Origin of the sequence: Streptomyces sp. 8N616, assembly GCF_052246385.1 — a bacterium.
GTDB lineage: Bacteria > Actinomycetota > Actinomycetes > Streptomycetales > Streptomycetaceae > Streptomyces.
Genome location: NZ_JBQQBY010000018.1, coordinates 125,365 through 138,967, shown reverse-complemented (window position 1 = coordinate 138,967; position 13,603 = coordinate 125,365). Strand labels below are relative to the sequence as shown.

General features: G+C 69.1%; 13 protein-coding genes and 1 riboswitch. Of the genes, 6 read left to right on the top strand and 7 right to left on the bottom strand.

The features are described from left to right. Positions 1-65: 65 nt before the first annotated feature. Complete coding sequence (locus ACTWQC_RS18455) at positions 66-683, bottom strand: hypothetical protein (RefSeq protein WP_443316811.1); 618 nt, start codon at positions 681-683, stop codon at positions 66-68. 548 nt (positions 684-1,231) lie between these two features. On the opposite strand from ACTWQC_RS18455, the gene ACTWQC_RS18450 reads away from it, so the two are divergent. From ACTWQC_RS18450 to ACTWQC_RS18435, 4 genes are all read left to right on the top strand, one after another. Continuing rightward, the gene (locus ACTWQC_RS18450; RefSeq protein ID WP_443316810.1) at positions 1,232-2,047 is read left to right on the top strand and encodes a hypothetical protein; all 816 of its coding nucleotides are present in this window, start codon (positions 1,232-1,234) and stop codon (positions 2,045-2,047) included. Positions 2,048-2,194: 147 nt separating this feature from the next. After that, the gene (locus tag ACTWQC_RS18445) at positions 2,195-2,737 is read left to right on the top strand and encodes a hypothetical protein (protein ID WP_443316809.1); all 543 of its coding nucleotides are present in this window, start codon (positions 2,195-2,197) and stop codon (positions 2,735-2,737) included. Continuing rightward, the gene (locus ACTWQC_RS18440; protein WP_443316808.1) at positions 2,734-3,960 is read left to right on the top strand and encodes an MAB_1171c family putative transporter; all 1,227 of its coding nucleotides are present in this window, start codon (positions 2,734-2,736) and stop codon (positions 3,958-3,960) included. The genes ACTWQC_RS18445 and ACTWQC_RS18440 overlap by 4 nt, the downstream gene beginning before the upstream one ends. Beyond that, on the top strand, positions 3,957-5,159 hold the full coding sequence (locus tag ACTWQC_RS18435) for a cytochrome P450 family protein (protein ID WP_443316807.1): 1,203 nt from the start codon (positions 3,957-3,959) through the stop codon (positions 5,157-5,159). The genes ACTWQC_RS18440 and ACTWQC_RS18435 overlap by 4 nt, the downstream gene beginning before the upstream one ends. A gap of 94 nt (positions 5,160-5,253) precedes the next feature. Here the strand turns inward: ACTWQC_RS18435 and ACTWQC_RS18430 are convergent, their stop codons facing one another. The 6 genes from ACTWQC_RS18430 to ACTWQC_RS18405 all read right to left on the bottom strand — a co-directional run bounded on the left by ACTWQC_RS18430 (position 5,254) and on the right by ACTWQC_RS18405 (position 10,795). Next, on the bottom strand, positions 5,254-6,696 hold the full coding sequence (locus tag ACTWQC_RS18430; RefSeq protein ID WP_443316806.1) for a cytochrome P450: 1,443 nt from the start codon (positions 6,694-6,696) through the stop codon (positions 5,254-5,256). Next, positions 6,693-7,292: a GTP-binding protein gene (locus ACTWQC_RS18425; protein WP_443316805.1), complete on the bottom strand. Its 600-nt coding sequence runs from the start codon at positions 7,290-7,292 to the stop codon at positions 6,693-6,695. Before ACTWQC_RS18425 ends, ACTWQC_RS18430 begins: the two co-directional genes overlap by 4 nt. Then, the gene (locus tag ACTWQC_RS18420) at positions 7,270-7,629 is read right to left on the bottom strand and encodes a DUF742 domain-containing protein (protein WP_443316804.1); all 360 of its coding nucleotides are present in this window, start codon (positions 7,627-7,629) and stop codon (positions 7,270-7,272) included. Before ACTWQC_RS18420 ends, ACTWQC_RS18425 begins: the two co-directional genes overlap by 23 nt. Then, positions 7,626-8,072 carry a roadblock/LC7 domain-containing protein gene (locus ACTWQC_RS18415; protein ID WP_443316803.1) on the bottom strand — a complete coding sequence of 149 codons (447 nt, stop codon included), beginning with the start codon at positions 8,070-8,072 and terminating at the stop codon, positions 7,626-7,628. Before ACTWQC_RS18415 ends, ACTWQC_RS18420 begins: the two co-directional genes overlap by 4 nt. Beyond that, positions 8,069-9,508: an ATP-binding protein gene (locus ACTWQC_RS18410; RefSeq protein ID WP_443316802.1), complete on the bottom strand. Its 1,440-nt coding sequence runs from the start codon at positions 9,506-9,508 to the stop codon at positions 8,069-8,071. The genes ACTWQC_RS18415 and ACTWQC_RS18410 overlap by 4 nt, the downstream gene beginning before the upstream one ends. Before the next feature lie 423 nt (positions 9,509-9,931). Then, a complete protein-coding gene (locus ACTWQC_RS18405; protein WP_443316801.1) occupies positions 9,932-10,795 on the bottom strand; it encodes a bifunctional 5,10-methylenetetrahydrofolate dehydrogenase/5,10-methenyltetrahydrofolate cyclohydrolase in 864 nt (287 codons plus the stop codon). A gap of 20 nt (positions 10,796-10,815) precedes the next feature. Beyond that, positions 10,816-10,906, bottom strand: a riboswitch (ZMP/ZTP riboswitch). A gap of 116 nt (positions 10,907-11,022) precedes the next feature. Between ACTWQC_RS18405 and ACTWQC_RS18400 the strand changes: the two genes are divergently transcribed. Then, positions 11,023-12,555 (top strand): sulfatase family protein, encoded by a 1,533-nt coding sequence (locus ACTWQC_RS18400; RefSeq protein ID WP_443316800.1) that lies wholly within the window; start codon positions 11,023-11,025, stop codon positions 12,553-12,555. Between the two features lie 375 nt (positions 12,556-12,930). Then, a complete protein-coding gene (locus tag ACTWQC_RS18395) occupies positions 12,931-13,473 on the top strand; it encodes a DUF488 domain-containing protein (RefSeq protein WP_443316847.1) in 543 nt (180 codons plus the stop codon). Positions 13,474-13,603: the final 130 nt, after the last annotated feature.

The following is a 13,603-nucleotide window of genomic DNA, read 5'->3' as shown; positions in this document are numbered from 1 at the left end:
GCACGTCTGGCAGCGCCGGCTCCGCAAGGGGGCTGGAGAGTCGCTGAGAGCCGTACGGGGAATGGTCACGGTCTCGCTCCTGCCCGGATGAGGTGGGTGACGCGGCCGAGGACGGAAGCGATGGGCCCGGGCTGGTGGGGCTGAAGGCGGATGAGAACGTGGGCCAGTTCGAAGCCCATGGCCAGCGCTTCGGGGTCGTCGCGGAAGTTCAGCCATGCCCTGACCGCGTTGTCGAGGTCGTGTCCGTCCTTGGGTCCGGGCGCGCGGAGGCGGTGACGGCGCTCAGCAGCGGTCATGCACAGCCGGGCCGCCGTCTTCCAGTCGCGGGCCCGGGCTGCGTAGTACCCCGGAACGTCATGCCGGTCGGCCACGCTCTCGCGCCATCCGGGACCGGGTGCCGAAGGAGACGGGACGGGGAAGGTGATGGGGTACGGCCCGCCGCCGTGGAGGCCGAGGGCATAGGTCTCAACGGTGCCGTTGGCGCGTCCGACGCTCACCCGGACCTCTCGTCCGCACCATGCGGCCACTTCATGAGCGTGGTCCCACGCGGCGTCCAACGGGTCCCGACGGTCCTCGGCGCCCGTGATGAACCGGCCGCCCGCGTGTGCGGCTCCGCCGGGCAGCACCACGATCGTCGGATGCGGGTACAGCGGGGGGAGGACGTCGGTGCCGGTCGTGTTCATCCTGTCGGCGCCTGAGCCGGTGAGGCGTGACCGCGCACAGACCCTGCGGGACCCGGGGAACGGGATAACGCGGACGCGGCGCCGCCGGACACGGTGTGACGAACGGTCAGCATGTGACGTCCTCGGTGCCGTCCGGAGTGGTGATCATGACGTGTCCTGTTCCTGAGGCTGGTCGTGGCCGAAGGCGATGAGCTCGTTGCTGGACCGGGGTCTCATCCACGCTGCGCCCGAGCGCGTTCGCCCAACGCGCTGTTGCTGACCGGTCCCCCGCCGCAGCGTCGACCTCTCCCCCGCATACGCTGGTCCTTGCCGCCGCCTCGAAACTGACAGTGATGGGTGGTCCGACCCAGGACTGCAGGAAAGTCGCCGACGGTCGCCCATCTAGCCAACTGGATAGGCTATCCAGGAGCTTAGATGTGCCCGCACCGACCATGTCAAGCGACCTCGAGCGCGGAGGTCCTGGTGACCCGCGATCTCGTGGAGTGGATAATGGGCGGCTCGGGCACCCGACGACGCCAGCGCCCCAGGGGCAGGAGTTGATCACAGAGATGGGCGAGACCACCCCGAGCGGCCGGGCGACCATTGCCGACCGGCTCAACTGGCTGATCGAGAACGTGCACCCGCAGGGGCGCGGCCCCTACCGATACGACGAGATCGCCAGGCTCAGCCGGGAGTACGCGGCGCGGCACGGAGGCCCCACGGTCAGCCATCAGACGGTCCTGAACATCCGCAACGGCCACGTCACCAACCCCGGGGTCGACAGCCTCCGCGCCCTGGCCAACGTCTACGCCGTTCCGGTCACCTACTTCCTCGAGTCCGGGCCCGAGGAACAGCACCGCCCCCAGGTCGCCACCGATCCGTCGATGCCCAACGCCTCCGCACCGGCGCCCACTTCGGCACCGCTGTCGGACAGACTCAACCATCTGTTCGCGAACGTACGCCCCCAGGGGCGCGGCCCGTACAGCACCAAGGAAGTGGCCGACGCCGTCACCGCGAAGGCCGAGGCCGCAGGCGACACATCCGGTGGGATCTCGGAGCGATACCTCGGGCAACTCCGCTCCGGGGGGCAAGACAACCCAACGGGCAAGCAGCTCCGGGCCGTCGCCGACTTCTTCGGAGTCCCCACCGCCTACTTCTTCGACGACGCCGTCGCGTCCCGGGTCCACGACGATCTCGAACTCCTGGGCTCGCTCAAGGGACTTGGAGCACGCGAAGTCGCGCTGCGGGCCGTCGCTTCTCTGGACGACGACGCCTTGCGCGCGCTGGTCCCCATGATTGAGCACCTGGGCAGGACCGGGGCCCGGCAGCGGATGGAGCCGCCCCGCTCATCCAGTCGGTCTCCTGGTCGGACACCCCTTCAGTGACCCGCGGTCCGGCTGTCACCGACGCTCTGCCGCCCATCCGGAACCAACAGCGCCGGTCGGAACCCGCGGAATGGCAGGAGAGGCCGGGGCCCAGTAATGATCTTCGCTCGCTGGCAGCAGCCTGACAGCCATCCCTGGGACGGGGAGATGAACGACCACAAACTCCGCAAGCACTGCGCTGCGATCGTCGAACAACTGCAGATCCCCGACCCGTTCGACATCAACGCCTTATGCGACCGCCTGGAGGAAACCCGGGGACGCGCCATCTCCCTTGCGCCGATGCCCCTACCGGTCGGCGAGGGCAGCCCGTGCGGGCTGTGGGTGGCCACGGACGACGTCGACTACATCCTCTACCAGGAGCGGACGTCACGGGTCCACCAAGTGCACATCATCCTGCACGAGATCGGTCACCTGCTCTGCCGGCACGAAGCCACGCCCGCCCTGCACGACGAGGTCTCCCGACTGCTCATGCCCACCCTCGACCCCGAGCTCGTCCGCGTCGTGCTGGGGCGGACGCAGTACACCAGTCAGGAGGAGAGGGCAGCCGAACTCATCGCCTCCCTGATCTCCATGCGCGCAAACGCGGTGACGGACCGTGCGGTTGCCGACGTCCCCCCGGAAGTGGCCCATCTCGTCACCCACCTGGAGCGCTCCCTTGAGCGCAGCTCCACACGAAGGAATGACGCGTGATCTTCACCCTCGTGTACGGCTTCCTTGCGATCGTCACCTGGAGCGCCTTCTTCTACAAGCTCAAAGACCTCGCCCGTGACTGGCGCAACAAAGAACTCAGGCTGCTGTGCCTGGCGATCGCGACCTTCGCGGCACCCTTCGTCTTCGCCTCCCCCGCGATCTACGTGCGGGTGGACGCCCTGCTCGGCATACCCAACATCGCCACGTTGATCATTTACACCTCCGTGGCCATCTGCAACGTGTCCTTCCTGGCCCTCCTGGTCAGCTGGGCCACCGCGCAGTCCGCGGTGCGGCTGTGGCACCGCATCCTCGTCGGGTACGCGGGAGCCACGATCATCGCCATGGCGGTGCTCTTCTCACTGGGCAGGGTGGATGATGCGGAGCACCCGATCGACTTCGACGTGCACTACGCGGACACGCCCTACATCACCGAGTTCCTGCTCGTCTACAAGCTTCTCTTCACGATCGGCATGGTGGGCCTGATCCGCCTGTGCTGGCGCTACGCCAAGGCCGTCAACAAACCCTGGATGCGCCGCGGCCTGCGCTGCGTCACCGTGGGCGCGGCCTTCGGCCTGGGATACTCGCTCCCGAAGCTCGTCTCGCTCGTCTGGGAGCGCCTCGGCTCCTCCCCTCTGGACTACGTCAACTCCGTGGTGGCACCCATGTCCGCGAGTGTGTCGGCTTTCCTGTTCGCGGTCGGCTTCACCATGCCGGCCTGGGGTGTGGGGTGGGACAGGGCCCGGACCTGGGTCATGGACTACCGCTCGTACCAGCGGCTCCACCCGCTGTGGAGCGTCATCGCCCGCGAGTTCCCCGACCTCGTGCTCTACCCGCCGGCCTCCCGCCTGGCTCGCTGGGCGGCGCGAGACGTCACCTTCCTGCTCGGCCGGCAGATCATCGAGATCCGGGACGGCCAGCTCGCGCTGCGCCCCTACTACCACCCCGACGTGGCCGACACCGCGCGGCGGCTCGGTGAAGCACGCAACCTCACGGGCGACCGTCTCAAAGCGGTGGTCGAGGCTGCCCAGATCGCTGCCGCGCTGAAGGCGAGGGCGAGCGGCACCGGAACCCCGGGCCGGGAGACCGTCACTCCCCACGATCCAGCGGAGGGCGACCTCCGTGAGGAAGGCGCGTGGCTGGCCCTGGTCGCCGACGCCTTCCGCCGGTCCCCCATCGTCCGTGCGGCGCTGTCCCAGCCGGGTGCCCTGGTGGACACCCCGTGAACGGCACCGGACACCGACCGACCGGGCACCCCACTGTGTTCGACGATGCGCTCCTGGCCGACCCGCACGCCGGCTACACCCTGCTGCGGAAGGCCGGCCCGGTCCACAGGACGACCACACCCGACGGCGCCGCCGTATGGCTGGTCACCCGCTACGAGGACGTCCGCGCGGCACTCGCCGACCCCCGGCTGTCCCTGGACAAGCGCAACGCCCGCAGCGGTGGAGCCCACGGCCCGTCCATGCCACCGGAACTCGACCGCCACCTGCTCAACCTCGACCCTCCCGACCACACCCGTCTGCGGCGCCTGGTCTCCCGAGCATTCACCCAGCGGCGCGTCGAGGGACTGCGCGAACGCATCCTGTCGCGCACCGATGAACTCCTCGACGGCTTCACCAAGCCGCCCATGGACGTGATGACCGCTCTGGCCGCACCCCTGCCGCTGGCCGTCATCTGCGAACTCCTCGGCATCCCCGACGAAGCGCGCAGGGATTTCCGGACGTGGACCAACACCCTGCGCTCGCCGGAGCCGGATGCCGCGCTCGGCTCCCGCGAGGCCATGCGGCACATGCACCGGTACCTGCTCGGCCTCATCGCCGACAAGCGCGCCCGCCCGGGGGACGACCTGCTGTCCGGGATGATCGCGGCACGCGATCAGCACGACCGGCTGACCGAGCCCGAACTGGTCGCCATGGTCTTTCTGATCCTGTTCGCCGGCTACGACAACGCCGTCAACCTCATCGGCAACACAACCCTCGCCCTGCTCACCCACCCCGAGCAGCTGCGCGCCGTCCGCGAAGGACGCCTCCCCGTGCAAGCGGCTCTGGACGAAACACTCCGCTGGAACTCGCCCTCCATGCTCGCCTCACGCCGCTTCACCCTCGAAGAGGTACGGATCGGCGGCGTCGTCATCCCGGCCGGCGAGCGGATATGGCTCTCCCTGACCTCCGCCAACCGCGATGGCGCGCGCTTCGAGGACCCCGACACCTTCAACGCCTCTCGCAACGGGCCCCACCTGGACTTCGGACACGGCATCCACCACTGCCTCGGCGCCCCCCTCGCGCGGCTGGAGGGCGGCATCGCCCTCACCACCCTCCTGCGAAGGTTCCCCTCGCTCAGCCTTGCCGTCCCCGCGGACGAACTGAGGTGGTACCCATCGTTCCGCACCCGCGGCCTGCTGGAACTGCCCGTCGTCTGGTAGCCGGCCGGCTGACTGTCGCCCGCCCTTCCTGACCGCGAAGCGCGGTTGAGCAGTCCCTGAGCAGAGATGCGTCGCCTCCTGCCCACTTGTTGCTCTACTGCCCACGCCACCACGTGACCAGGGGCCTCCACCAGGGCCGTCGGTCCCGGGCCTCGGAGGCGTCCGCCCCAGCCGTGGGTGTTTCCCTCGGATCAGATGGCGGTGGGACGGACTTCGCCTCCGGTCCGCCGGTTCCGGAGGGCTCCTGAGCGGTGACCGGCACGGTGATGGGGGGAAATCGCACCGGCAAGGCGGCCAGAGCCCGGTGGAACGGGCCCTGCCGCCACTCCAACTTGCCTACGTCGACGGCGAGTTCCATGTCCGGCAGCCGGTCGAGGAGTTTCTCCACCGCAACCGCGGCGGTCAGCCGGGCGGGGCTCTTCGCCGGGCAGGTGTGCGGACCCGCGCTCCATGCCAGGTGTGCGCGGTTGCCGCCCCGCCGGTCGCTGGCCAGGGCCGGGTCGGTGTTGGCGGCTGCCAGGCTGATCAGGATGGGCTCCCCCTCGCGCAGCAGGGTTCCGTCCAGTTCCAGGTCATGGAGCGGGTAGTGGATGGCGTAGTTCGCCATCGGCGGGTCCGTCCACAGCACCTCGTCGAGCGCGTCCTCGACGGGCGTACTGCCCCCCGCCAGGTCGCCGGCGAACCGGTCGTCGGACAGCAGCAGCCGCAACCCGTTGCAGATCAGGTTCTGCTGGGGCTCGGTGCCGGCGCCCATGAGCACCACCAGCTGGTGCATCATCTCCTCGTCCGTGAGCTGCGCGGGGTGCGCCATCAGCCACGACGTCACATCCGCCCGCGGCTGCCTCCGCTTGAGAGCGACCAAGTCGGCAACGCCCTCGGAGAGCAGCGCGTTGGACTTCTCGGAGTCGGCGTTGGAATCGAAGATCCCGGACATGCCCTCGACCAGCTTGTCCCCGATGTGGGGCGGGCAGCCGAAGAGCTGATTGAAGACGAGCAGAGGCAGGATCGCGCCATAATCGCCGAGGAGATCCGCCTGTCCTTCGGGACCGAATCTGTCGATGAGGGTGTCGGCGCTGTGCTCGACGTAGCCGCGCAGGGCGTTCGGATCGACGCGGCTCAGACTGTCGGTGATGGCACCGCGCAGCCGTGTGTGCTCGTCGCCGTCGGTCCACAAAGCGTTCGGCCGGTACATCATCATCGGCACGACCGGGCTGTCCGGCGGTACGGTCCCGTCGGCGAGAGCCCGCCACCGGCGCGGGTCCTTGGAGAACCGCTCCGGGCTGCGCAGGACCTCGAGGGCGGTCTCGTAGCCGGTGACGAGCGATGCGCGGATGCCTGGGGCGATCTCCACCGGCGCGATGGAGCCATATCTGCGCAGCCGCGCGTAGGTGGCGGCCGGGTCGGCGGCGAATCCGGGTCCGTACAGTTGCTCAGCCGTGCGCGTGCCGGTCGCTCCTTCGGCCTGGTCGGCCTGGTCGGTGTGTGCCGGGCAGCCGGGCGGCGGCACCGCGCCCGATTCGGGTTGGGAAGGGGTCATCGGTGCTCCTGAGCGGTACGGGTCTGCAGGTACTCGACGAGGGAGATCAGGGCCCGGGCCGACGATGCGTCGTCCCGGGCGTCGCAGGTGACCAGGGGCGTTTCGGGGAGCAGGTCGAGGGCTTCGCGTATCTCCGTTTCGGGAAAGACCGGAGCGCCGTCGAACTGGTTGACGGCGACCGCGTACGGCATGCCGTGCTCCTCCAAGAGGCCCATGATGTCGAAGGACTGGTCCAGTCGCCGGGTGTCCGCCAGCACCAGTGCGCCCAGAGCCCCGTGCATCATGTCCTTCCAGAGCTGGGTGAAGCGCTTCTGCCCGGGGGCGCCGAACAAGTACAGCACCAGTCGTTCACTGAGGGTCAGGCGGCCGAAGTCCATGGCGACGGTCGTCGTGGTCTTGTCCGGACTCCCGGCCAGGTCGTCGACCAGCTCACTGGCCTGCGTCATGGTCTCCTCGGTGCGCAGCGGCCGGATCTCCGACAGCGTGCCGACGAACGTGGTCTTGCCCACCGCGAAGTGCCCCACGATCAAGATCTTTACGGCGGTCCTGACCTTGTGCGAGACGTAGACGCGGTCAGAGACGGGAGCGGAGCCCATCAAGCACCTCCTGCAGAAGCTGGGCATCGGGGAGTTGGGCCTTGGGTATGGGAGGCCGGGTCGTGATGTGACCGCTGTCGATCAAATCGCTGAGCAGCACCTTCGTGACGCTGATCGCCAGCGTCAGATGTCCGGCGACTTCGGCGACCGACAGCGCTCCTCCTCGGCACAGCTCCATGACGCGGCGCTTCTCCGGGCTCAGCCCGTTCAGGGACCGGTTGTTCACCGCCGTCACGAGCGTCACCAGGTCGAGCGTGTTGCGGGTCGGATGGGCTCGGCCGTCCGTCACGACGTACGGCCGTACCAGCCCCCGCTCGCGCCTGTGAGGCCGGGTCATGCCGGACCGGCAGTGCCTGGCGGCTCGGAGGGCGGCTCGGAGTCGGTGTCCTCACGCGGCGGACTGGTCAGTTCCTTGCCCAGTCGGTCGACCAGCTTGTGCATGCGGTAGGTGACCGCCTCCATGTCCACGTGCTGTGTGGCGGACACGGCCAGATAGGCGCCCGCGCCGGCGGCGACCAGGAAGACGTACCCGTCGACGAACTCCACCAGGGTTTGCTGCCACGGGGAGGACTCCTCGGCGCAGAACTCGGCGGTGCTGCGGCTGATCGACTGCAGGCCCGACAGCGCGGCTGCCTGCCGTTCGGCCTCGTCACGCGCGATGCCCTGGGAATGGGCCCGGAGCATCCCGTCGGCCGAGAGCAGGATCGCGTGCCGCGCTTCGGGGACCTTGAGGACCTCGTCGAGCATCCAGCCCAGCTCATTGGCCATATGGTCCTTCATTCCTGCGAGTTCCCTTCGTCGTCGGCAGAGGAGTCGCGCCCGGATCGGGTGCCGCGGGCGAACGCACCCATGCGGGAGGCGGTCTCGTGCGCCGGGCGGATCTGCGAGGCCTCGGCACCCGGCGGGGTGGAGGGTGTCTGGTCGGCCGACGCGTGTTCCGATGCGGACCGGCGGCGTCGCTTGGGCAGTCCTCCGGCCGTTGACGCCGGTGGGGCCGCGGCCGCTGACGGCGCGTGCTCCGCGGCCCCCGACGGCGCCGCCGGGGCGTCGGGCACCAGGACGGACTCCGCGTCCCTTGCGGGCGCGGCATGCGCGGATGCCGGTGCTGGCGCGGCATGCGCGGATGCCGGTGCTGGCGCGGGTGCGTGTGCGGGTGCGGTTGCGGGTGCGGGTGCCGACTCTGCCTCCAGTCCGGTTCTGCCACCGACGAGACGTACGCGGTTGAGGAGAGCATTCGGGAGGAACAGCACGGCGCGCACACCCCCGTAGGGGGACCGGGTGTCGACCGAGACGCTGAATCCGTAGCGGGCGGCGAGCACACCGATCGCGGCGAAGCCGAACTGCGGCGGATTGCCGAGCCGGTTGATGTCGATGTCCTCACGACCGGACAGGCGACGGCCTGCCTCCTCGATCTCACCGGCGTCCATGCCCACTCCGGCGTCGTCGATCACCACACTGGCGCCGTTGTGCGCAGGCTGGATGTTGACCTCGACGGTGGTGTTGGGCTGCGAGTGCCGAGCTGCGTTGTCCAGCAGTTCGGCGACCGCGAGGACCACCGGCTCCACCGCCCGGCTCACGACGTCCATCTCGACTCGGGAGTGGATCTCGACGCGCCGGTAGTCACGGATACGCGACGTCGCACCGCGTACGACATCGATCAGCAGCGAAGCGACCCGCTGCCTGCCGGGCCAGGACCCGCAGAGGACGGCGATGGCCTGGGCCCGCCGGCCGAATTGCGCGTTCGCGTGGTCGATCTCCAAGAGGCCCTGGAGCATATAGGGGTCGTCATGCCGGTCCTGCATCTCCGAGATGGCCAACTGCTGTTCGTTCGCCAGGGCTTGGAGTGCGCGCATGGCCGCCTTCAGCGCGGCCTTCGCCGACTGATCGGCGCGGGACTGGGCCTTGTGGGAGGCCCCGGTGAACAAGTCCACGACCTGCTGCAGGCTCTGTCCGAACGGAGTCTCGGCCAAACTCCGGTCGAGCGGGCCGGGCTCGGCGACGGGCCCGGGCTGTTTCTGGACTTCCTCCAGCGCGGGGAGACGGACCTCGACCAGATGCCGCGCCTCCTCGTCACGAGCGTGGAGGCTGTCTTCCATCGCCGACAGGCGCTTGCGCAGGGTGGCGGTCATCTGGCGTTGGCGGACCAACAGGACCAAGCCCGTGAGCACACCGGCAGCCAGGAACCAGAACACCGCCTCCGATATGTGTCGTGTCATCAGATCCTCATGGACGGGTGAGGTGAAGCAGACCGAGGGGAAGCGACAAGGCGGAGCGCGGGTACGGGCTGCGTGGCTCATCGGGTTCCGACAGGCGCGAGCCGACCATCGGCACAGCGGCGTCTGCCATGCCGGAACGCCCGCGTTCACCACGGGAACGGGAGTGCGCCGATCATCCTAGCTATGGCGGGATACTTCAAGCTCCTGACCTAACTGACGGACCGTCACAGGACCATCACAGGTCGCCACCGTGCGCCGGGAACGGGGCGCAGGCGCGGCCTGACGGCATGTGGCCCAACGTGCTCCCCAGCGTTCCGCAAAACGGGCCGAGGAACGCCGCCAGGCTGTGGCAACGGCGGAGAGCCGCCGACGGCGGGCACCGATCAGGGCGGACGTAATATTCGGCACCCACACCCGAACCGGTCAGGCGGCGGCCAGTTGCCGTGCAGCCGCCTGGACCGTCTGTGTGAGCAGCGTGGCGATGGTCATCGGCCCGACGCCGCCGGGGACGGGCGTGATCAGGCGCGCGCGTTCCCGGGCGGTCTCGAAGTCCACGTCTCCGACGTTGCCCGGGTTGGAGCCCGCGTCGATCACAACGGCGCCCGGCTTGATGTCCGCGCCCACGACGAAGCGCGGACGGCCGACGGCGGCGATGAGTACATCGGCCTCGCGCATGTACGCGGGCAGGTCGCGGGTGCGCGAATGGCAGTAGGTGACCGTGGCATTGCGCTCCAGCAGCAGCATCCCGGCAGGCTTCCCCAGGATCGCGCTGCGCCCCACGACCACCGCGTGCTTGCCCGCCAGGTCGACCTCGTACTGATCCAGGAGCCGCAAGATCCCGCCCGGCGTGCAGGACACGAACCCGGGCAGGCCGAAGCTCATCGACGCGAACGAGCTCAGCGTGACCCCGTCCACGTCCTTCTCCGGCGCGATCGCCTCGAACGCGGCCCGCTCGTCGATGTGCGGGCCGACCGGGTGCTGGAGCAGGATGCCGTGCACGCCCGGGTCTTGCGAGAGCTCGCTGACCCTCTCGACCAGTTCGCCGGTGCTGAGAGAGGCGGGCAGCGGCACGTGCCGCGACGTGATGCCCGCCTTCGCGCACCGGTTGCGCTTCATTCGTACGTACGTCTCCGAGGCGGGGTCGTCACCGACCAGTACGGTGGCCAGGCACGGAGCGGTACCGGTGCGTTCGCGGAGCTGAGCCGCCCCGGCGGCGGCCTCAGCGACGAGGCGCTGGGCGAGGGCTTTGCCGTCCATCAGACGGGCGGAACGTGTCGTCTCGGTCATGCACCTGCTCCTGCGTCACGAGGGATCGCCCAGGCGCACGGCATACGACAACTGCTGTCAGACCGCTTCCCGGTGGTGCTCCACCTCGTCGCGCCAGTAACGGCCCGCCCGCAGTCTAGTCGAGCGGGTCGAAAAGGCATTCAGGACGGGGGCGCCACAAGGTTTCCACAAAGTCGGACCCTACGGTGCGGGGCGCCAGGAAACGCTCAACCGTGGAGGCATTGTTCATGCTGGGTACTCGTCACCGTCGTACGGCCACGGCCGGACTCTGTATCGCCGTTGTCGCGGCGTTACTGATGTCGTGTTCGCCGGGGCCGAACGCCGGTCAGGCCACTGAAAGCGCTTCGCCGACCGACGGCGGCACCACGGCGGCCGCGCGGAAGCCCAATATCGTGTACGTGCTCACCGACGACCTCTCGTGGAACCTCGTGCAGTACATGCCGCACGTACGGCAGATGCAGAAACGCGGAACGACCTTCTCGAACTTCTTCACGACCGACTCGTTGTGCTGCCCGTCGCGCACGTCCGTTTTCACCGGCCAATACCCGCACAACACCGGGGTCTTCACCAACAACGGAAGCGACGGCGGTTACGGCGCCTTCATGAAGAACGGCAACGAGAGCAGGAGCTTCGCGACCGCCCTGCAACGCGCCGGCTACCGGACCGGGTTCATGGGAAAGTACCTGAACGGCTACAAGCCCGCCGACAAGAACGGCACGCCCACACCGTACGTTCCGTCCGGCTGGAACGAATGGGACGTCGCCGGCAACGGGTACCCGGGGTTCAACTACAACCTCAACGAGAACGGCAAGGTCGTGCACTACGGGCACGACGCCCAGGACTACCTGACGGACGTGCTGGCGGCTAAGGCAACGTCCTTCATCGACACCTCGGCGAAGTCGAAGAAGCCGTTCATGCTGGAGGTGGCGACCTTCACGCCGCACGGCCCCTCCACCCCGGCACCGCGAGACGCCGGAAAGTTCCCCACGCTCAAGGCCCCGCGCACCGCCGCCTACAACCGGGCGTCCACGCCCACGCCGAAGTGGCAGAGGCAGCTGTCGCCGCTGACGTCCGAAGAGCAGAAGCAGATCGACCAGAAGTTCGCCAAGCGGGTGCGCTCCGTGCAGGCAGTGGACGCGATGATCGGGCACCTGGAAGACGAGCTCAAGGCGAAGGGCCTGGCGGACAACACGTACATCGTGTTCTCGTCGGACAACGGCTTCCACATGGGCGAGCACCGGCTCCGCCCGGGCAAGCAGACCGCCTACGACACCGACATCAAGGTGCCGATGATGGTCACCGGTCCCGGAGTGCCGGCCGGCGCGCATGTTCCGCAACTGACGGAGAACGTCGACCTCAACCCCACCTTCCAGGAGCTCGCCGGCGTGAAGCCGCCGTCGACCTGCGACGGGCGAAGCCTCGCCCGGCTGATGCACGGCCGGCCGGAGGACGACTGGCGCCAAGCCGTACTCGTCGAACACCGTCACCCGGCGTCCAGGAAGGGCGACCCGGACGCGGCGCCCGACGACAGCGGCAACCCCCCGAGCTACGAGGCGATCAGGACCGCAGACGCCCTCTACGTCGAGTACGCCGACGGGGAGCGGGAGTACTACTCGGTCAAGTCCGACCCAGAAGAGCTGAAGAACCTGGCAGCGTCCATCCCGTCCGAGCAGCGCGCCTCCCTGCACGAAACCCTCACAGCGCTGAAGCACTGCCGGGGCGCGGAGAGCTGCCATGCCGCGTCGCGTATCCGGAAATAGGGCGCGCCGCGCCGCCTCCCGCCCACGACACGGAACCAGGTACGGGCTGACGTCACTGCAGACGCATCGGCATCTGCTACTGAGATGAAGGGATGCCACACTCCCCCGGAAGGAGATCTTGGTCATGACCTGTGCGGCGTATCCCCACAGCTCCGGGTACGACGAGTGGAGGCGGCGGCCCGCACACGACAGCCACCCGGCCTTCGGGGAGTTCGGCAAGCAAGTCGCCGGCAGCGGCGCCATCCCGGAAAAGGCCCAGCAGACGCCGGGAAGACCATGCAAGCCGTCTGGGGCCGCTCCCTCGATGCGTGTGGACGGCGCCTGCGGCCACGAGGCCGTCTCGCGCCGCGCAGGGCAAAGGGTCGCGTGAGTGACATGCAACTGCTGAGCTTCGGCCACGGCACCGCTGACGCCAGGGAGATGACGCGGCTGCTGCATGGCGCCGGGGTGCGCCGGCTGGTCGACGTGCGGACGGCGCCGGGCAGCCGGCACAATCCCGACGCCAACCGCGACGCGATGTCGCAATGGCTGCCGCAGACCGGAATCGCCTACCGGTGGGAAAAGCGGCTCGGCGGCTGGCGGAAGGCACGGCCGGACACGCCCGACACCGCGCTGCGCAACCGTGCTTTCTGCGGGTACGCCGCCCACATGCGCTCGCCGGAGTTCGTCTCCGCGATCGATGTGCTGCTCACCGAGGCTGCCGGGGAACGCACCGCGGTCATGTGCGCGGAGTCCGTGTGGTGGCGCTGCCACCGCAAGATGATCGCCGACTTCCTGGTCCTCGCCCGCGAGGTCCAGGTCCTTCACCTCATGCACGACGGCACACTGCAACCGCACCTCCCGAGCCCCGAGGCGCGCCTGCTGCCCGAACGCCGCCTGCTCGTCTATGGCGCGGGCCAGCCTCCTCTCCCGGGGTGAACCCGGTCGCCGCGGGGGGCACGGTCTGGTGCAGGCGCCTCATACGTCGGCCTGCTTCTCGGCTCGCTTCCTTCGCTCGGCCCGGGCCCGCTTCTCCTCCGGAGGCGTGCCCGGGCGGGCCGGGCGGCCG

Excerpts from the sequence above, each read along its gene's own strand:
- ACTWQC_RS18455 (WP_443316811.1), bottom strand. The coding sequence starts at position 683 with ATGAACACGACCGGCACCGACGTCCTCCCCCCGCTGTACCCGCATCCG.
- ACTWQC_RS18450 (WP_443316810.1), top strand. The coding sequence starts at position 1,232 with ATGGGCGAGACCACCCCGAGCGGCCGGGCGACCATTGCCGACCGGCTC.
- ACTWQC_RS18445 (WP_443316809.1), top strand. The coding sequence starts at position 2,195 with ATGAACGACCACAAACTCCGCAAGCACTGCGCTGCGATCGTCGAACAA.
- ACTWQC_RS18430 (WP_443316806.1), bottom strand. The coding sequence starts at position 6,696 with ATGACCCCTTCCCAACCCGAATCGGGCGCGGTGCCGCCGCCCGGCTGC.
- ACTWQC_RS18425 (WP_443316805.1), bottom strand. The coding sequence starts at position 7,292 with ATGGGCTCCGCTCCCGTCTCTGACCGCGTCTACGTCTCGCACAAGGTC.
- ACTWQC_RS18420 (WP_443316804.1), bottom strand. The coding sequence starts at position 7,629 with ATGACCCGGCCTCACAGGCGCGAGCGGGGGCTGGTACGGCCGTACGTC.
- ACTWQC_RS18415 (WP_443316803.1), bottom strand. The coding sequence starts at position 8,072 with ATGAAGGACCATATGGCCAATGAGCTGGGCTGGATGCTCGACGAGGTC.
- ACTWQC_RS18410 (WP_443316802.1), bottom strand. The coding sequence starts at position 9,508 with ATGACACGACACATATCGGAGGCGGTGTTCTGGTTCCTGGCTGCCGGT.
- ACTWQC_RS18405 (WP_443316801.1), bottom strand. The coding sequence starts at position 10,795 with ATGACCGAGACGACACGTTCCGCCCGTCTGATGGACGGCAAAGCCCTC.
- ACTWQC_RS18400 (WP_443316800.1), top strand. The coding sequence starts at position 11,023 with ATGCTGGGTACTCGTCACCGTCGTACGGCCACGGCCGGACTCTGTATC.
- ACTWQC_RS18395 (WP_443316847.1), top strand. The coding sequence starts at position 12,931 with ATGCAACTGCTGAGCTTCGGCCACGGCACCGCTGACGCCAGGGAGATG.